This window comes from Rhodopseudomonas pseudopalustris (assembly GCF_900110435.1).
Lineage (GTDB): Bacteria > Pseudomonadota > Alphaproteobacteria > Rhizobiales > Xanthobacteraceae > Rhodopseudomonas > Rhodopseudomonas pseudopalustris.
Window position 1 is genome coordinate 84,917 of sequence record NZ_FODT01000004.1, and the last position, 19,477, is coordinate 104,393.

The window sequence follows — 19,477 nt, forward strand, 5'->3', positions numbered from 1 at the left end:
GCGGCGTGCTAAATCCGGCACGGCGCCTGCAGATAGCCGCGAAACCGCACGCGTCCGCCACGCGTCGGCGCGCCGGCGAGCGCATAGTTCGGGAAACGCGCCAGAAACCGCCGGAGCGCGATCGCGCCCTCGAGCCGCGCCAGCGCCATCCCGGCGCATTGATGCGGTCCCGTCGCAAAGGCGAGGTGCCGGTTCGGCGACCGCGCGACGTCGAATCTGTCGGGATCGGGGAAGTGCTCCGGGTCGCGGTTGGCGGCGCCGATGCACAGCGTCAGCGACGTGTTCGCCGGCATCGCCACGCCGCCGATCTCGACGTCGGCCGTCGTGATGCGGTTGCCGAGCTGGTTCGAACTCTCGTAGCGCAGGATTTCCTCGACCGCGGTCCGCACCAGCCCCGGCTGCGCGATCAGCCGTTGCTTCTCCGCGGGGTGGGCCGCGAGCGCGACCAGACCGTTTCCGATCAAATTGGTCGTGGTCTCGTGCCCGGCGTTGAGCAGGAAGATGCAGTTGTGCAGCAGCTCCCCGGCAGATAATCGCTCTCCGCCGCCGTCGCCCTGGATCAGCTTCGTCAGCACGTCGCGCTCCGGATCGCCGGGATTGGCGCGGCGCCGCGCGATCAGGGTTTCGAGATAGGCGATGAAGTCGCGAATCGAATCATTGCCGCGCGCGAAGGTTTCCGGCCCGATCACCGGCTCCAGCGCACCCAGAATCGCCAGCGACCAGTCGCGGAGCGGGCCACGCTCGTCATGAGGGATGCCGAGCAGATTGCCGATGACCTCGATCGGGATGGCGGCGGCGAAGTCTTCGATCAGATCGACCGTGCCTTTGGCCGCCATCCGATCGAGCAGCCGGTCGACCAGCGCGATCAGGTCCGGCTCCATCCCGGCGATCGCGCGTGGCGACAGCGCTCCGGTGATCAGCCGTCGCACCCGGGTGTGCGCGGGCGGATCGTTGAACACCAGGCTGGTGGTGTGGTGCTCGAACAGCAGGGAGTCGCCGTATTTCGGCGCGAACTCGCGCTTCTTGTCGGAGCTGAACAGCGTGGTGTTCTTGTAGACCTCGACCAGATCGTCGTAGCGGGTCAGGAAATAGCCGCCATTGCGCAACCGCTTGATCGGCTCGTGCGTCCGCAGGGCGTGATAGGTGGGGTAGGGATCGTCGTAGAAATCGCGCGTCAGCCGTTCGAGATCGAACGCCGCCGCCAACTCGATCGGAGCCGTTTCCATGTCATTCCCGTTTTTCTCTTTATAGATCGTTTTGCGGCGACGTGGATACCGGGCGCTGACAGAGAGCGCGCGCGGTGGCGCGCGGCAGGTCTCGCCGGATCGGCCCCCTCCCGGCCTTTGCGGGCGACCGCCGTTCAACCAGTTTCGACTTTATTGACCCTGACTGCGTGTGAAGAGGCAGCCTTGTGGCAATTTCAACGCTCACGATTTAGTGCATCGCAGCGACACACAATTGACAACCCGGCGGGTGAGTGACTACTCACAAACATGAGTTCATTGCGAATGACGCGCGATCTGCGCCGGGAATTGATTCTGGGCGCGGCGAAGCGGTGTTTTGCCCGAAACGGCTTTGCCGGGACCACGACCAAGAGCGTCGCCACCGCGGCTTCGATCTCGGAAGGGTTGCTGTTCAAGCATTTTCCGAGCAAATCGGCGCTTTACGCCGAGATTCTGGCGGACGAGTGCGAGGCCGACCCCGGGCTGATTCACCTGCTCGATCTGCCGCCCTCGACCGAAACGCTGGTCGTGGTTGTTCGCAATATGGTCGCGTATTTCCTGCATGTTTCGGATCGACCGGAGCAGGAGGAGGCGCAACGGTTGCGGCTTCTGGTCACGAGCCAGCTCGACGATGGCGAATTCGCCCGGCTGGTGTTCGAGAAGGTCTCCGGTCTGATCGGGCCGAAGTTCTCAGCGTCGCTCGATCGCGCGGTGGCGGCGGGCGAGGCGACGCGGGTTGGGCAGCAGCCGTTGAACCTGTTCTGGTTCGCGCACCATATGCTGGTGATGACGGCGCTGACGCGGCTGCCGTCGCCGCCGTGCCTGGGGTACGGCGACGCGGCCGATCTCGAGCGTCAGACCTGTGAATTTATTTTGCGTGGAATTGGACTGAACGACGACGTAATTGCCGCCCATCTGGATCGCGAGCTTTCGCCCGAACAGACGCGCGCGGAAACGACAGAGAGTGCATAGATGACGATTGCGACAGAAAACCCGTCCGCCGCGCGGTCGACCCCCGAAAAGCCGCGTCCCCGCCCGGTGCGGATGACCCGATGGATCATCATCGTCGGGTTGCTGCTGGCGCTGCTCGTCGGCGGGCTGGTCGGCTTCAACGCCTTCCGCAGCCACATGATCGCGCAGTTCTTCGCCAACAACAAACCGCCGCCGATTACGGTGTCGGTCGCCGAGGCGAACGCCGAGGTGGTGCCCAATCTGCTGACCGCGGTCGGCGATCTCGCCGCCGTGCACCAGGTCAACGTCACCTCCGACGTCAACGGCCGTATCACCGATATCCTGTTCACCGCGGGCGCCGAGGTGAAAGCCGGCAGCAAGCTGTTGCAGCTCTACGATGCGCCGGAGCAGGCCGACCTCGCCAATTTCAGGGCGCAGGCGAAGGTGGCCGAGCTGTCGCTCGACCGCGCCAAGCAGCTCGCCGCGCGGCAGTTCGGACCGCAGGCGACCGTCGATCAGGCCCAGGCGTCGTTCGATCAGGCCAGTGCCGGCATCGCGCGAACCGAAGCGGTGATCTCCCAGAAGCTGGTGCGGGCGCCGTTCGACGGCGTGCTCGGCGTGCGTCGCGTCGAGGTCGGCCAGTATCTCACCGCCGGCACCCAGATCGTCACGCTGACGGATCTGTCGCGGGTCTATACGAACTTCACCGTGACCGAAAAGGACAGCGGCACGCTGAAGGTCGGGCAGGTCGTTCGCGTCTCGGTCGACGCCTATCCGGGCAAGGTGTTCGAAGGCAAGATCACCACGATCGAGCCGCAGATCAGCTCCGACACCCGCAACATCCGGGTTCAGGGCACGCTGGAGAATCCCGAGAAGATCCTGAAGCCGGGCATGTTCGCGACCACGACGGTGGTGCTGCCGGAGAAGCCGGCGGTGGTCACCGTTCCGGAAACCGCGGTCGACTACACGCTGTACGGCGACTCCGTCTTCCTCATCCACGAGGAGAAGGCCGAGGACGGCAAGGTCAATCTCACCGCGGTGCGGACCTTCGTTCGCACCGGTGACCGGGTCAACGGCCGCGCCGTGATCCTCAGCGGCGTGAAGGCCGGCGATCGCGTCGTCGCGGTCGGCCAGCTCAAGCTGCAGTCCGGCGCCGCGGTCGCGATCTCGAAGGATCCGATGCCGCAGATCCCGGCGAAGCCGCCGCGATACTGAGCGAGGCGCGGGGCGCGCGCTGCGCGTCCCGGCGATGACAAATCTGTCCGGCCGGCGATCGGCGTCGTCCGGAAACAATGATCAAATCGCAACCTCGCGCCGCCGCGTGCGCGGGAGGGGTGCGTCACGGAGCGACCGGAATGGCCCTCACCGATATCTTCATCAAGCGGCCTGTGCTGTCGGTCGTCGTCAGCATGCTGATTTTGCTGATCGGCTTTCGGGCCGCGACCACGCTGCCGATCCGCCAGTATCCCAAGCTGTCGAACACCGTGGTCACGATCACCACGGCGTATCCCGGCGCGTCGCCGGACCTGATGCAGGGCTTCATCACCACGCCGATCGAGCAGGCGGTCGCCTCCGCCGAGGGCGTCGACTACATCACCTCGTCCTCGACCCAGGGCCAGAGCCTGATCACGGTCTACATCAAGCTCAACTTCGATCCGAACCAGGCGCTGACCGAAGTGCTCGCCAAGGTCAATTCGGTCAAATATCTGATCCCGAAGGAAGCCAACGACCCGGTGATCGTCAAATCGACCGGTCAGACCACCGCGGTGATGTATATCGGCTTCTCGAGTACCGAGCTGTCGGGGTCGGCCATCTCGGACTATCTGACCCGCGTGGTGCAGCCGGTTCTGTCCACCGTCGAAGGTGTCGCCTCCGCCGATATTCTCGGCGGCCAGACCTTTGCCATGCGCGTCTGGCTCGATCCGCTGAAGATGGCCGGCCGCAACGTGTCGCCCGACGACGTCGCCGCCGCAATTCGCGCCAACAACTTCCAGGCCGCCGCGGGCCAGACCAAAGGCTATTTCACGGTCTCCAACGTCAGTACCAACGCCGACCTGCAGAATGTCGAGCAGTTCAAGCGGATGACGGTGAAGGCCAAGGACGGCGGCTTCGTCAGATTGCAGGACGTCGCCACGGTGGAGCTGGCCGCGCAGAGCACCGATTCGAGCGTCGCCCTGTCCGGCGACCGCGCGATCTTCATCGGCGTCCAGGCGACGCCGCAAGGCAACCCTCTGAACATCGTCAGTGGTGTGCGCAAGCTGTTCCCCGAGATCGAGCGCAACCTGCCGCCGTCGCTGAAGATGAAGGTCGCCTACGATTCCACAGGATTCATCCGCTCGTCGATCACCGAGGTTGAAAAGACCCTGATCGAAGCGGTGGCGATCGTCATCGTGGTGATCTTCCTGTTCCTCGCCTCGTTCCGATCGGTGATCATCCCGGTGGTGACGATCCCGTTATCGCTGATCGGCGTCTGTACGGCGATGCTGGCGATGGGCTTCAGTATCAACCTGTTGACGCTGCTGGCGATGGTGCTCGCGATCGGCCTCGTGGTCGACGACGCCATCGTCGTGGTCGAGAACATCCATCGACATCTCGAGGAGGGGAAGAGTCCCGTCCAGGCCTCGCTGATCGGCGCCCGCGAAATCGTCGGCCCGGTGATCTCGATGACGATCACGCTGGCCGCGGTGTACGCGCCGATCGGTTTCCTCGGCGGTCTCACCGGCGCGCTGTTCCGCGAATTCGCCTTCACGCTCGCCGGCGCGGTGATCGTGTCCGGCGTTGTTGCGCTGACGCTGTCGCCGATGATGTGCTCGGTGCTGTTGAAGCATCAGGCGAACCAGAGCTGGTTCGCCCGCAAGGTCGATCAGGTGTTCGGCGCCACCACGCGCTGGTACGGACGCCAGCTCGATCGTTCGCTCGACTACCGGCCGATCACCGCGATGTTCGCCGTGGTGATCCTCGGGCTGGTCGGGTTCATGTACATGAACACGGCGAAGGAGCTTGCGCCCGAGGAAGATCAGGGCATCGTGTTCGCGGTGACCAAGGCGCCGAAATACGCCAATATCGACTATTCCGATTTCTACGGCGACAAGCTCGACAAGGCGTTCGCGCAGTTTCCGGAGACCGACCTTCGCTTCATTCTGAACGGCACCGCCGGCCCGAACAACGGCGTCGCCGGTATGTTGCTGAAGCCGTGGGACGAACGCACGCGCTCGTCGCTCAAGCTCAAGCCGTTGGTGCAGGCCGAACTCAGCAAGATCGAGGGCGTCAACGCCTTCGCCTTCAACCTGCCGTCTCTGCCGGGCGGCCCGGGCGGCCTGCCGATCCAGATGGTGATCAACTCCACCACCGGCTTCCGCGCGGTCTATGAGGAGATGGTCAAGCTGAAGGACGCCGCGCGCAAGAGCGGCCTGTTCATCGTCTCCGACAGCGACCTCGACTTCAACCAGCCGGTGGTGCGGGTGAAGATCGACCGCAACAAGGCCAACGATCTCGGCATCACGATGGCCCAGATCGGCAGCTCGCTGGCGACGCTGCTCGGCGGCAACTACACCAATCGATTCAACCTCGAAGGCCGGTCGTATCAGGTGATCCCGCAGGTGCCGCGCGCACTGCGGCTGTCGCCGAACTCGCTCGACGGCTACTACGTGCCGAGTTCGACCGGGCAGCAGGTGCCGCTGTCGACGCTGGTGTCGATCGAGACCGGCACCGATCCGAACGCGCTGACGCATTTCAACCAGCTGAATTCCGCCACCTTCCAGGCGGTGCCGATGCCGGGCGTGACGGTCGGGCAGGCGGTCGACTTCCTCGAGCAGCAGTCCAAGAACCTGCCGTCCGGCTTCAGCCACAGTTATCTCGCCGATGCGCGGCAATATGTGCAGGAGGGCAACCAGCTCGCCATCACCTTCGGCTTCGCGCTGATCATCATCTTCCTGGTGCTGGCCGCTCAGTTCGAAAGTCTGCGCGATCCGCTGGTGATCATGATCTCGGTGCCGATGGCGGTTTCGGGCGCGCTGATCCCGTTGTTCTTCGGCGTCGCGACGATCAACATCTACACCCAGGTCGGGTTGCTGACGCTGGTCGGCCTGATCAGTAAGCACGGCATTCTGATGGTCGAGTTCGCCCGCGAGTTGCAGCTCAAGGAAGGGCTCGACAAGCGCTCGGCGATCGAGATGTCGGCGCGGGTCCGGCTGCGGCCGATCCTGATGACCACCGCGGCGATGGTCACCGGCCTGCTGCCGCTGCTCACCGCCTCGGGCGCGGGCGCCGCGAGCCGGTTCTCGATCGGCCTCGTCGTGGTGTCCGGCATGTTGATCGGCACTTTGTTCACGCTGTTCGTGCTGCCGGCGGTCTATGTCGCGATCGGAACCGACCATCGCGCGGCGTCGGAATCCGAACGCGCCAAGCAGATCGAGGACTACGAGATGGAGCATTCCTCGCCGTCGCTGAAGCCGACCTGAGTGTCGCTCCAGCTCCGAACTCGACCGTCCTTCGAGGCGCGCAAGTAACAGCGCGCCTCGAAGGACGACGCTGCAATCAGGTCGAGAGTTTGGGTAGGATGAGGCGGTCCTCGGATCCGCTCTCGGTCATTTATTCACGGCGTGACACGCCACGCCGTCGATCAGCTCCGGGCGTTCGGCGCGGCAGCGATCGAAGGCTTCGGGACAGCGCGGGTGGAAGGCGCAGCCGGTCGGCGGATCGATCGGGTTGGGGATTTCGCCTTTCACCGGGATACGCTGGCGGCCGGACATTGCGAGGTCCGGCACCGCGCCGAGCAGCATCCGCGTGTACGGCATCTGCGGACGGCTGAACAACTCGCGGCCTTCGGCGATCTCGACGATGCGGCCGAGATACATCACGCCGATCCGGCTCGCCATGTGGCGCACCACCGCGAGATTGTGGCTGATGAACAGGTAGGTCAGGCCGAGCCTGTCCTGCAGGTCGCGCATCAGATTGAGAATCTGCGCTTGCACCGAGACGTCGAGCGCCGAGGTCGGCTCGTCGCAGACGATGAAATCCGCCTCGGAGGCGAGCGCGCGGGCGATCGCGATGCGCTGGCGCTGGCCGCCGGAGAACTGGTGCGGAAATTTCAGCCCGTCGTCGGGGTGCAGGCCGACGAGCTGTAGCAATTCGCCGACGCGGCCGCGGATGTCGTCGCTGCCCTGGATCAGATCGAAGGCGCGGATCGGTTCGGCAATGATGGCGTCGACCCGCATCCGGGGATTGAGGCTGGCATAGGGGTCCTGAAAGATCATCTGGATGCGTCGCCGCAGCTTGCGCCGTGCGCCGGCCTGCGCCGTATCGCTCATCGATACGCCGTCGATCGTGACGTGGCCGGAGGTCGGTTGCAGCAGGCCGACCACCATCCGCGCCACCGTGGTCTTGCCCGATCCGGACTCGCCGACCAGCGCGAAGGTTTCGCCGCGCGCGATCTCGAACGAGACGCCGTCGACCGCCTTGAGATATTCCGGTTTGCCGCCCTCGATCACGCGGTTGAGCCACGGCTTCGAGACGTCGAACACCTGCCGCAGATGCCGGACCTCGACCAGCGCCGCGCTCATGCTGCGTGCTCCGTCGAGCCGGCATCGAACAGATGGCAGGCGACCTGTTGCGCGCTGTGGGCCAGCGGCTCCGGCCGTTCGATGCGGCAGCGCTCGAACGCGAAGTCGCAGCGCGGATGGAAGGCGCAGCCCGGCGGGATCGCCGACAGCCGCGGCATCGCGCCGCGGATTTGCGTCAGCCGCGGCGCGTCGCCGGCAAGCGTCGGGATCGCGCCCATCAGGCCCTTGGCATAGGGATGCAGCGGCTCCTGCACGACGTCGCGCACCGGGCCGATCTCGGCGATGCGGCCGGAATACATCACCGCGACGCGGTCGCAGGTCTCGGCGATCACCCCCATGTCGTGGGTCACCAGCATCACCGCAGTGCCGTGATCGCGGCCGAGCCGCTTGATCAGCGTGATGATCTGCGCCTGCACCGAGACGTCGAGCGCGGTGGTCGGCTCGTCGGCGATGATCAGTTCGGGCTCGGCGCAGATCGCCAGCGCGATCACCACGCGCTGTCGCATCCCGCCGGAGAACTCGTGCGGATAGGCATCGATGCGTTTCTCCGGCGCGGGAATGCCGACCTCGGCGAGCAGATCGATCGCGCGCTTGCGCGCAGCCGGCGCCGCCAGATCGAGATGGGTGCGGATGGTTTCGGTCAACTGATCGCCGATCCGGTACAGCGGGTTCAGGCTGGTCAGCGGGTCCTGAAAGATCATGCCGATCCGCTTGCCGCGGATCCTGCGCAGCTCCTCCGCCGGCACATTGTCGATCCGCAGCCCCGACAGCCTGATCTCGCCGCCGGCGATCCGGCCGGGCGGATCGATCAGTCCGATCACCGCGGCGCCGGTCACTGATTTGCCCGCGCCGGATTCGCCGACCACCCCGAGCACTTCGCCGCGCGCGATCTCGAACGAGACGCCGTCGATCGCGCGCAGCACGCCGCGCCGACTTTCGAATTCGACCCGCAGATCGCGGACGGAGAGAACCGGTTCGGTCATCGAGTCGGTCCTCGCATCATCGCAGTTTCGGGTTGAGCGCATCGCGCAGCCAGTCGCCGAGCAGATTGATCGACAAGATCAACGTCGCGAGCGCGATGCCGGGGAAGGCGATCACCCACCATTCGCCGGAGAACAGATAGTTGTTGCCGATCCGGATCAGCGTGCCCAGCGAGGGCATGGTTTCCGGCATTCCGGAGCCGAGGAACGACAGCGTCGCCTCGGTCAGGACGGCGAGCGCGAGATTGATGGTGGCGATCACCAGCACCGGGCCCATCGTGTTCGGCAGCACGTGCCGGCGCATGATCGTCGCTGCCGGCAGGCCGATCAGCTGCGCCGCCGCGACATAGTCCTTGGTCCGCTCCACCATCACCGAGCTGCGCACCGTGCGGGCGTATTGCACCCAGAAGCTCAGCCCGATCGAGACCACCAGCACCGCCAACATCGTGCGTTCGTCGAGCTTGTTGCCGAGCGCCGACTTCACCACGCCGTCGATCAGCAGTGCGATCAGGATCGCCGGGAAGGTGAGCTGGACGTCGGCGATCCGCATGATGACGGTGTCGGCGAAGCCGCCGAAATAGCCGGCGATCAGGCCGAGCACGATGCCGATCGCCGCGGCGAGCCCGACGCCGAGCACGCCGACCAGAAGCGAGATCCGCAGGCCGTACAGGATCGCCGACAGCACGTCGCGGCCCTGTTCGTCGGTGCCGAGCAGGAACGGCGCCTGACCATCGGCGGTCCACAGCGGCGCGATCCGCGAGTTCATCAGTTCGAGCTGCGCCGGATCGAACGGGTTCTGCACCGCGAGCAGCGGCGCGAAGATCGCGACCGCGAAGAACAGCAACGTGACGATGGCGGCGCCGATCGCCAGCGGCGAGCGGCGGAACGCGTAGAACACATCGCTGTCGGCGACACGGGCGAGCCAGTGGCCGCGCGGCGTTGCGGGATCGTGGCCCTCGGGCGCGAGCATCTCGGTCATCGGCGGCTCCGCTATGTCCGTCGCGCGGCGCTGGCGCGCAGCCGCGGATCGACCAGCGTGTAGAGAATGTCGACCACCAGATTGATGGTGACGAAGATCAGCGACACCACCAGCAGATACGCCGCCATGATCGGAATATCGACGTTCTGCACCGCCTGCACGAACAGCAGCCCCATGCCCGGCCACTGGAACACCGTCTCGGTGATGATCGCGAAGGCGATCACCGAGCCGAATTGCAGGCCGGCGACGGTGATCACCGGCACCAGCGTGTTCTTCAGCGCATGGCCGAAATGGATGGCGCGGGTGGTCAGTCCGCGGGCGCGGGCGAAGCGGATGTAGTCGGTGCGCAGCACTTCGAGCATCTCGGCGCGCACCAGCCGCATGATCAGCGTCATCTGGAACAGGCCGAGCGTGATCGACGGCATGATCAGCGATTTGAGGCCGGATGTGGTGAGCAGGCCGGTGGTCCACCAGCCGAACCGAACCGTCTCGCCGCGGCCGTAGGACGGCAGCCAGCCCAGCACCACCGCGAACAGATAGATCAGCAGGATGCCGATCAGGAAGGTCGGCAGCGAGATGCCGATCAGCGAGACCGCCTGCATCAGCGTGGCCAGCCAGGAGTTGCGCCGGAGCGCGGTGTAGACCCCGAGCAGAATGCCGAGCGTCATCGCCAGCACCGTCGCGCAGGTCGCGAGCTCCAGCGTCGCCGGCATCCGCTCCAGCAGCAGCTTGGCGACCGGCTCGCGGAAGCGATACGACATGCCGAAGTCGAACTGCGCTGCGTTGACGAAGTAGCGGCCGAACTGCAGCAGCACTGGGTCGTCGAGCCCGAGCGACTTGCGGATTTCGGCGCGCTCGGCCGTCGAGGTGTCGATCGAGACGATCTGGCTGACCGGATCGCCGGCGAAGCGGAACATCGCGAAGGACAGCGCGCAGACGACGATCATGACCCCGATCGCCTGCAACATCCGGCGGAGCGTGAATGCCAGCATGGCGGCGCTTCAACGTTGCTCGTGATCAGCGCCGCTCAATCTTGCTTGGTCGCCCAATGCAGCAGCACCCGATTGTCGGCGCGCTGGGTCAGCTTCACCTTTTTCGACACGCCCCAGGCCAGCGCCTGCTGGTGCAGCGGGATGTACGAATAGTCCTTGATGCCGATCTCGTATGCCTGCTTGATCAACTGGTCGCGCTTGCCGGGGTCGGTCTCGATCAGAACCTTGTCGGTGAGTGCGTCGAGCTCCTTGTTGCAATAGCCGCCGAGATTGGCTTCGCCGCGGGTCGCGTCGGTCGGGTCGTTGCCGCAGCCCATGACGTCGTGCAGCACGCCGTGCGAGTCGAGCGACGCGGGAGTCCAGCCGAGCATGAAGAACGAGGTCTTGAAGCCGCCGGGTTTCAGAACCTTGGCGAAATATTGCGCCTTCGGCTGCGCCAGCAGTTCGACCTTGACGCCGATCCGCGCCAGCATGCTGACCGCCGCCTGGCAGATCGCCGCGTCGTTGACGTAGCGATCGTTGGGGCAATCCATCGTGACTTCGAAGCCGTCGGGATAGCCGGCCTCGGCCAACAGCTTCTTCGCCGCCGCGGCGTCGGACTTCGGCCGGGTGAAGTCGTTCGACAGCGAGAACAACTGCGGCGCGATCATCAGCGCCGTGGGCGTCGACAGCCCGCGCATCACCCGCGTTTTGATCAGATCGACGTCGATCGCCTTGTAGAATGCCTCGCGGACGCGGATGTCCTTGAACGGGTTCTTGCCCTTGACGTTGGAGTACAGCAGTTCGTCGCGGTTCTGATCCATCCCGAGGAAGATCGTGCGCAGTTCCGGCCCGGTCAGCACCGTCGCCGTGCCGCTGCCATTGACGCGCTCGATGTCCTGGATCGGCACCGGCTCGATAAGGTCGACCTCGCCGGACAGCAGCGCGGCGACGCGCGTCGCGGCCGAGCCGATCGGCGTGAACACGATTTCCTTGAGATTATGCTCGGGCTTGCCCCACCAGTTCGGATTGGCCTTGAACACGGTCTTCACGCCGGGTTGATGAAGGTCGATCACGAACGGACCGGTGCCGTTCTCATGCAGCGATGCATAGCTCGGCGTCGTCGCGGCGGCCGGCGTCGGCGCTACCGAATTGTTCTCGGTGCACCACTCCTTGTCCATGATGAACCAGTTGTCCCATTGCGAGACCAGAATGGGATTTGGCGTATCGAGCAACACGTCGACGGTGTGGTCGTCGATCTTGACGAATTTGGCGTCGGACGGGACGTTGGAGAGATAGTTCGAGCCCTTGGCGCGCACCCGTTCGGCGGAGAAGATCACGTCGTCCGCGGTGAACGGATTGCCGTTGTGGAATTTCACACCCTTGCGCAGATGGAAGCGCCAGTGCTTCGGGTCGAGCGTTTCCCAGCTTTCCGCCAGCGCCGGAACGATCTTGAGATCCTTGTCGCGGGTGATGAGCCCTTCATAGATATGCGCGTGATGCGCAATCGTCGTGGTCTCTTTCAGCGTGTAGGGATCGAGCGAATTGAGGTCGCCCTGATTTGCGTAGCGCAATGTCTGCGCGGAGGCGGGAGTGGCGAGGGCGAGGATGCAAGCGGCGGCCGCAAGCAACCCCGTTTTGTTCAAAATCGTCATTCCGACTCCGGCCGTGATTGTAGTGAAGCGCGACACGCTGTTGCAACGAAGCCGTCATGTTGCCAGAGTTTCCGGACCGCGCAAGCGAATTTGCGGATGTGGAACGCGTCGGCGGTTTGCTTAATCGGCACACTGCCCTTACTTGGTGTTTCATGAAACTTGGTGTCTCATGAAAGAAAACGAAACTGATGTTCTGGTGCTCGGCGCCGGAATCGTGGGTGTCGGCGCCGCGCTGCACTTGCAGCGGCGTGGCCGCGATGTGGTGCTGGTCGATCGCAACAGCGCGGCCGGCGACGAGACCAGCTATGGCAATGCCGGGCTGATCGAAGTCGCCTCCGTATTCCCCTATATGTTTCCGCGCGATCTTGGGCATCTGCTGCGCTACGCCTTTAACGGCTCGGCAGATGTGCGCTATCAGCTGTCCGGCCTTCCGGAGTTTCTGCCCTGGCTGCTGCGCTATTTTCAGGCGTCGTCACCGGAGGGCGCGGCACGCACCGCGCGCGCGTCGCTGCCTTTGATCCGGCAGAGCCTCGCCGAGCACGAAGCCTTGATCGCCGAGGCCGGCGTGCCGGAGCTGTTGCGCAAGACCGGTTGGATCAAGCTGTTTCGCGCCGAGCGATCCTTCGACAAAAGCGTCGCCGATCTCGCACGCGCGAAGCAGTTCGGCGTCACCGCCGACGTGCTCGACCACACCGCGATCGCGACGCGGGAGCCGAGTCTGATGGGCAAGTTCGCCGGCGCCATCCATTGGCTGGAGCCGGGCTTCATTCCCGATCCTGGCGCGCTGGTGAAAGCCTATGCTGCGCTGTTGTTGCGCAAGGGCGGACGGTTCGCGCGCGGCGATGCGCGCACGCTGCAGCAGCAGGGCGGCGGCTGGCGGATCACGACCGACGACGGCCCGATCACGGCGCGCGAGGTGGTGGTGACGCTGGGGCCATGGTCGGACCTCGTGTTCAAGCCGCTCGGCTATCGCATTCCGCTCGGCGTCAAGCGCGGCTATCACCAGCACTTCACCTCGCGCGGCAATGCGGTGCTGCAGCATCCGATCCTCGACGCCGACCGCGGTTATCTGCTGGCGCCGATGACCCGCGGCATCCGGCTCACCACCGGCGCGGAGTTCGCCCGCCGCGACGCGCCGCCTTCGCCGGCTCAGGTCGATCAGGCCCGATCGATGGCGCGCGATCTGTTTCCGCTCGGCGACGCGATCGAGCAGCAGCCATGGCTGGGTGCGCGGCCGTGCCTGCCGGATATGCTGCCGGTGATCGGCCGGGCCCCGCGCCACCCCGGGCTGTGGTTCGATTTCGGCCATCAGCATCATGGCTTGACGCTCGGTCCGGTCACCGGCCGGCTGTTGGCCGAGATGATGACCGGCGAGGAGCCGTTTGCTGATCCGACGCCTTTCGCCGTCGAGCGGTTCGGCTGACGGCCGCGCGCCACGGTTCAGATCGCTTGCATCGAAGCGCTACTCGCGGCGATACTGGCGGTTGTGTTCAGGATGCTCCGCCGGGCGTCGCTGAGACTTCCAGCGTTTTCGAGCGAAGCGGGTCCCGGTTCGCGTGAAGAAGACGCGTCACATCAATCATCTGGAGCGCCGGCTCTGAGTCGATCAGAACCGGAATGGCTCCAGGCGCAACGCCAGTCTGGAGCGGCCATGAAAGTCAACGTCGAGATCGATTGCACCCCCGAGGAAGCACGGGCGTTTTTTGGCCTGCCGGACGTGCAGCCGATGCAGACGGCGGTGATGGACAGGCTGCAGCAGCAGATGCTGTCCAACATCGACAAGGTCTCGCCCGAGGCGTTGATGCAGAGCTGGTTCACCTTCGATCCGAAGATCGCCGAGCGTTTTCAGGATATGTTCGTGAGCATGGCGGGGCTCGGCAACTCCCTGAGCAAAGACAAGAAGTAGACCACCACAGGAGGCAGGATGGCGGCTGTCGACCGCGCGGCTAAGCACGATCGCTTGCGACCGCCGAGCGTTGCGCTGCTGCTGGCGGAAGCCCGCAGCCTGTTCGAGTTCAACGCCAGCGTGCTGCTGTCGCCGCTGCTGCTGCGGGCGCCGAAAGGCGACGGACATCCGGTGCTGGTTTTGCCGGGGCTGCTCGCGAGCGACCTGTCGACCGCGCCGCTGCGGCGCTATCTGCGACATCTCGGCTATCAGACCTTCGCCTGGGAGCTCGGCCGGAATTTCGGCGGCGTCTACCGGATGCGGGACCGGTTGCGGCGGCGACTCGACGCGGTCCATGCGGCTTCAGGCCGCAAGGTCAGCCTGGTCGGATGGAGTCTCGGCGGCGTCTATGCGCGCGACCTCGCGCTGCACGCGCCGGAGACGATCCGCGGCATCATCACGCTGGGCAGTCCGTTCTCCGGCGACATCACCGCGACCAATGCACGACGGGTCTATGAAAAGCTGTCGGGCGAACCGCTCGACGGCGTCCGGCTCGATGATCTGAAGGCGCTCGCCGGCGACATGCCGGTGCCGACCACGTCGATCTATTCGCGCACCGACGGCATCGTGAACTGGCGCACCTCGCTGCTGCGGCCTTCGCCGAACGCGGAGAACATCGAGGTTCTGCTCGCCAGCCATATCGGTCTCACCGTGAACGCCGCGGTGCTGTGGGCGATCGCCGACCGTTTGGCGCAGCCGGAGGGCGAATTCCAGCCGTTCGATCGCGCCGGGCCGTTCGCGATGGCCTATGCCGCGCCCACCTCCTGACGCAGGACTCCCGATGATCGAGATGCCGCCGCTGCAATTCGCCGAATTCAACGGCATCCGAATGGGCTACTACGAGGCCGGCCCGACCACCGACGCGCCGCCGATGGTGCTGTGTCATGGTTGGCCGGAGCTGGCGTTCTCGTGGCGGCATCAGATCAAGGCGCTGAGTGAAGCCGGCATCCGTGTGATCGCGCCGGACCAGCGCGGCTATGGCGCGACCTCGCGGCCGGAGCCGGTCGAGGCCTATGACATCGAGCATCTCACCGGCGACCTCGTCGCGCTGCTCGATCATCTGCAGATCGACAAGGCGATCTTCGTCGGCCACGACTGGGGCGGCTTTGTCGTCTGGCAGATGCCGCTGCGGCATCCCTCCCGCGTCGCCGGCGTGGTCGGCATCAATACGCCGCACACCGCGCGCGCGCCGGCCGATCCGATCGACCTGTTCCGCAAGCGGTTCGGCGAGACGATGTACATCGTGCAGTTCAATGCCTCACAGGAGCCGGACCGGATCTTCGACAGCCGTGTCGAACAGACATTCGACGCCTTCATGAAGAAGCCGCTGCCGCGACAGCCGGAGGCCGATGCGGCCGCGACGACCACCGCGGGCCTCGGCGCGACGCCGTCGACCAACATGGCGTTTCCGCAGATGGTCGCGGCCTACGACGCCAGCAGGGACGCGCGTGCCCCGATCCTGACGCCGGACGAGAAGCAGGTGTTCGTCGACGCCTTCACCCGCACCGGCTTCACCGGCGGCATCAACTGGTATCGCAACATGAGCCGCAACTGGCGGCGCGCCGCCGAGCTCGATCACACCGTGCGGGTGCCGTCGCTGATGATCATGGCGGAGAACGACGCCGTTCTGCCGCCGTCCGCCGCCGACGGCATGGAGAAGCTCGTTCCCGATCTGGAGAAGGTGCTGATCCGCGACAGCGGCCATTGGACGCAGCAGGAACAGCCCGAAGAGGTCAGCGCCAGGCTGATCGAATGGCGGCGGCGCAGGTTTGGGTGATACAAGCCGTCGTTGAAGGGGAGGCCGTCTACGGGCTACAGCACCGTCATCCTGAAGCGCCCGAGCGAAGCGAGCGCCTCGACGGATGCGGCAATGGCTGTCGGCGGACGATCCTTTGAGACGCCCGACTGCGCCGGGCTCTCGAGATGACGTCGCGCGTTAGCATGACCGGATCAGGGAGAGACTTCCGCAATGCCGTCCACCAACAAGCTCGATCCAATTCCGCATCCGCCGAAGAAGCCGGTGGTCGGCAACATGCTGTCGCTCGATACGACGGCCCCGGTGCAGCATCTGGTGCGGCTCGCCAAGGAGCTCGGGCCGATCTTCTGGCTCGACATGATGGGCGCGCCGCTGGTGATCGTGTCGGGTTACGATCTGGTCGACGAGATCAGCGACGAGAAGCGGTTCGACAAGGCGGTGCGCGGCGCGCTGCGCCGGGCGCGCGCGGTCGGCGGCGACGGCCTGTTCACCGCCGACACCAAGGAGCCGAACTGGAGCAAGGCGCACAACATCCTGCTGACGCCGTTCGGCGGCCGCGCGATGCAGTCGTATCACCCGAGCATGGTCGATATCGCCGAGCAGCTCGTGAAGAAGTGGGAACGGCTCAACGCCGACGACGAGATCGACGTCGTCCACGACATGACCGCGCTGACGCTCGACACCATCGGCCTGTGCGGCTTCGACTATCGCTTCAATTCGTTCTATCGCCGCGACTACCACCCCTTCGTGGAATCGCTGGTGCGCTCGCTCGAGACCATCATGATGACCCGCGGCCTGCCGCTGGAAAATCTCTGGATGAAGAAGCGGCGGGAGACGCTCGCCGACGATGTCGTCTTCATGAATGCGATGGTCGACGAAATCATCGCCGAGCGCCGCAAGGCGTCGGAAAGCGCCGCCGACAAGAAGGACATGCTCGGCGCGATGTTGGCGGGCGTCGACCGCGCCACCGGCGAGCCGCTCGACGACGTCAACATCCGCTACCAGATCAATACGTTCCTGATCGCCGGCCACGAGACCACCAGCGGGCTGTTGTCCTGCGCGATCTACGCGCTGCTGAAGCATCCCGACGTGTTGCAGAAGGCGTATGACGAGGTCGACCGCGTGCTCGGCCCCGACACCGCCGTCCGGCCGAGCTATCAGCAGGTCAACCAGCTCAGCTACATCACGCAGATTCTGAAAGAGACGCTGCGAATGTGGCCGCCGGCGCCGGCTTACGGCGTCGCGCCGATCAAGGACGAAGTGATCGGCGGCAAATATCATCTGAAGCGCGGCACCTTCGTCACCGTGCTGGTGCTGGCGCTGCATCGCGACCCGGCGATCTGGGGGCCGAACCCGGACGCGTTCGATCCGGAGAATTTTTCGCGGGAAGCCGAATCGAAGCGGCCCGCCAATGCCTGGAAGCCGTTCGGCAACGGCCAGCGCGCCTGCATCGGCCGGGGCTTCGCGATGCACGAGGCGGCGCTGGCGCTCGGCATGATCCTGCAGCGCTTCAAGCTGATCGATCACCAGCGCTATCGCATGGTGCTGAAGGAGACGCTGACGATCAAGCCCGAGGGCTTCAAGATCAAGGTGCGTCCGCGCAGTGACAAGGATCGCGGCGATTTCGTCGCGGCCGGCGCATCGCAAGTTTCGACGCCGGCACTGGCCCAGGCCGCGCCGCGCGCGCGTCCGGACCACAACACGCCGCTGCTGGTGCTGTACGGCTCCAACCTCGGCACCGCGGAGGAGCTGGCGACCCGCGTCGCCGATCTCGCCGAACTCAACGGCTTTTCGACGCGGCTCGGCGCGCTCGATCAATATGTCGGGCACCTGCCGGAAGAGGGCGGCGTGCTGATCTTCACCGCCTCCTACAACGGCGCGCCGCCGGACAATGCGACCCAGTTCGTGCAATGGCTGTCGGGCGATCTGCCGAAGGATGCGTTCGCCAAGCTGCGCTACGCCGTGTTCGGCTGTGGCAATCGCGACTGGACCGCGACCTATCAGGCGATCCCCCGGCTGGTCGACGAGCGGCTCGCCGCGCATGGCGGCCGCAACATCTTCTTGCGCGGCGAGGGCGACGCCCGCGACGATCTCGAAGGCCAGTTCGAATCCTGGTTCGCCAAACTCGGCCCGCTGGCGGTGAAGGAGTTCGGCATCGACGCCAAATTCGCTCGCGCGGTCGATGATGCGCCGCTGTACCGGATCGAGCCGGTGGCGCCCGCAGCGGGGAATGCGGTCGCCGCAGCGGGTGGCGCTGTGCCGATGAAGGTGCTCGCCAATCGCGAGCTGCAGGACTGCGCCGCCTCGGGGCGCTCGACCCGCCATATCGAGATCGCGCTGCCGGAAGGGATCAGCTATCGCGTCGGCGACCACCTCAGCGTGATGCCGCGCAACGATCCCGCGCTGGTCGCCGCCGTCGCGCAGCGGCTCGGCTTTGCGCCGGATGATCAGATCAAGCTGCAGGTCGCGCCCGGCCGCCGCGCGCAATTGCCGGTCGGCGAAGCGATTTCGGTCGGCCGCCTGCTCGGCGACTTCGTCGAACTGCAGCAGGTCGCGACCCGCAAGCAGATCGTAGCCATGGCCGAGCACACGCGCTGTCCGCAGACCCGGCCGAAGCTGCAAGCGCTCGCCGGCGGCGATGGCGCGGCCGACGAGGCCTATCGCGCCGGCGTTCTGGCGAAGCGCAAGTCGGTCTATGATCTGATGCAGGAGCATCCCGCCTGCGAGCTGCCGTTCCACGCTTACCTGGAAATGCTGTCGCCGCTGGCGCCGCGCTACTACTCGATCTCGTCGTCGCCGTTGCGCGATCCGTCGCGCGCCGCGATCACCGTCGCTGTGGTCGATGGCCCGGCATTGTCCGGCCGTGGTCATTATCGCGGCGTCTGCTCGACCTGGCTCGCCGGCCGAAGCGTCGGCGACAACATCCACGCCACGGTGCGCGCGACCAAAGCCGGTTTCCGCCTGCCCGACGACGACCGCGTGCCGCTGATCATGATCGGGCCGGGCACCGGGCTCGCGCCGTTTCGCGGCTTCCTGCAGGAGCGCGCCGCGCGCAAGCAGAACGGCGCGACGCTCGGTCCGGCGCTGTTGTTCTTCGGCTGCCGCCATCCGGCGCAGGACTATCTCTATGCCGACGAGCTGCAGGGCTTCGCGGCCGAGGGCGTCGTCGAGCTGCATACCGCGTTCTCGCGCGGCGAGGGGCCCAAGACCTATGTGCAGCATCTGATTGCCGCGCAGAAGGATCGGGTGTTCACGTTGATCGAGCAGGGCGCGATCATCTATGTCTGTGGCGACGGCGGCAAAATGGAGCCCGACGTCAGGGCGGCGCTGATGGCGATCCATCGCGAGCGCAGCGGCGCCGATGCTGCGGCGGCGTCGACATGGATCGACGATCTCGGCGCATGCAATCGCTATGTGCTCGACGTCTGGGCGAGCGCGTAAGTCAAACGAGGAGAC

The 19,477-nt window shown here is 65.5% G+C and carries 14 protein-coding genes; 8 read left to right on the forward strand and 6 right to left on the reverse strand.

Going from position 1 to position 19,477, the window contains the following annotated elements; all coding sequences use genetic code 11:
- Positions 1-8: 8 nt before the first annotated feature.
- Positions 9-1,226, reverse strand: a complete 1,218-nt coding sequence (locus BMY71_RS09300; protein ID WP_092683285.1) for a cytochrome P450 — start codon at positions 1,224-1,226, stop codon at positions 9-11.
- 267 nt (positions 1,227-1,493) lie between these two features.
- Here BMY71_RS09300 and BMY71_RS09305 point away from each other — a divergent pair, with 267 nt between their 5' ends.
- From BMY71_RS09305 to BMY71_RS09315, 3 genes are all read left to right on the forward strand, one after another.
- Positions 1,494-2,195, forward strand: coding sequence for a TetR/AcrR family transcriptional regulator (locus BMY71_RS09305; protein WP_092683287.1), 702 nt, complete (start codon positions 1,494-1,496; stop codon positions 2,193-2,195).
- Positions 2,196-3,389 carry an efflux RND transporter periplasmic adaptor subunit gene (locus BMY71_RS09310; RefSeq protein WP_092683289.1) on the forward strand — a complete coding sequence of 398 codons (1,194 nt, stop codon included), beginning with the start codon at positions 2,196-2,198 and terminating at the stop codon, positions 3,387-3,389.
- Between the two features lie 140 nt (positions 3,390-3,529).
- Positions 3,530-6,634, forward strand: a complete 3,105-nt coding sequence (locus BMY71_RS09315; RefSeq protein ID WP_092683291.1) for a multidrug efflux RND transporter permease subunit — start codon at positions 3,530-3,532, stop codon at positions 6,632-6,634.
- Positions 6,635-6,760: 126 nt separating this feature from the next.
- On the opposite strand, the gene BMY71_RS09320 is transcribed toward BMY71_RS09315, so the two are convergent.
- From BMY71_RS09320 to BMY71_RS09340, 5 genes are read right to left on the reverse strand one after another with little or no spacing between them, the layout of a single operon-like run.
- Positions 6,761-7,735 carry an ABC transporter ATP-binding protein gene (locus BMY71_RS09320; protein WP_092683293.1) on the reverse strand — a complete coding sequence of 325 codons (975 nt, stop codon included), beginning with the start codon at positions 7,733-7,735 and terminating at the stop codon, positions 6,761-6,763.
- The gene (locus tag BMY71_RS09325) at positions 7,732-8,718 is read right to left on the reverse strand and encodes an ABC transporter ATP-binding protein (RefSeq protein WP_011502232.1); all 987 of its coding nucleotides are present in this window, start codon (positions 8,716-8,718) and stop codon (positions 7,732-7,734) included. Before BMY71_RS09325 ends, BMY71_RS09320 begins: the two co-directional genes overlap by 4 nt.
- Positions 8,719-8,734: 16 nt before the next feature.
- Positions 8,735-9,694: an ABC transporter permease gene (locus tag BMY71_RS09330; RefSeq protein WP_011502233.1), complete on the reverse strand. Its 960-nt coding sequence runs from the start codon at positions 9,692-9,694 to the stop codon at positions 8,735-8,737.
- An 11-nt stretch (positions 9,695-9,705) separates the two neighbouring features.
- Entirely contained in the window at positions 9,706-10,686 is a 981-nt protein-coding gene (locus tag BMY71_RS09335; protein WP_011502234.1) for an ABC transporter permease, read from the reverse strand.
- Between the two features lie 35 nt (positions 10,687-10,721).
- Positions 10,722-12,320, reverse strand: coding sequence for an ABC transporter substrate-binding protein (locus tag BMY71_RS09340; protein ID WP_092683295.1), 1,599 nt, complete (start codon positions 12,318-12,320; stop codon positions 10,722-10,724).
- 169 nt (positions 12,321-12,489) lie between these two features.
- Here BMY71_RS09340 and BMY71_RS09345 point away from each other — a divergent pair, with 169 nt between their 5' ends.
- The 5 genes from BMY71_RS09345 (at position 12,490) to BMY71_RS09365 (ending at position 19,462) form a co-directional block, all read left to right on the forward strand.
- On the forward strand, positions 12,490-13,743 hold the full coding sequence (locus tag BMY71_RS09345; protein ID WP_092683297.1) for an NAD(P)/FAD-dependent oxidoreductase: 1,254 nt from the start codon (positions 12,490-12,492) through the stop codon (positions 13,741-13,743).
- Between the two features lie 228 nt (positions 13,744-13,971).
- Positions 13,972-14,226, forward strand: coding sequence for a DUF6489 family protein (locus BMY71_RS09350; RefSeq protein ID WP_011502237.1), 255 nt, complete (start codon positions 13,972-13,974; stop codon positions 14,224-14,226).
- An 18-nt stretch (positions 14,227-14,244) separates the two neighbouring features.
- A complete protein-coding gene (locus tag BMY71_RS09355) occupies positions 14,245-15,033 on the forward strand; it encodes an esterase/lipase family protein (RefSeq protein ID WP_092683299.1) in 789 nt (262 codons plus the stop codon).
- 13 nt (positions 15,034-15,046) lie between these two features.
- Positions 15,047-16,042: an alpha/beta fold hydrolase gene (locus BMY71_RS09360; protein ID WP_092683301.1), complete on the forward strand. Its 996-nt coding sequence runs from the start codon at positions 15,047-15,049 to the stop codon at positions 16,040-16,042.
- Between the two features lie 192 nt (positions 16,043-16,234).
- On the forward strand, positions 16,235-19,462 hold the full coding sequence (locus tag BMY71_RS09365; protein WP_092683303.1) for a bifunctional cytochrome P450/NADPH--P450 reductase: 3,228 nt from the start codon (positions 16,235-16,237) through the stop codon (positions 19,460-19,462).
- Positions 19,463-19,477 lie beyond the last annotated feature (15 nt).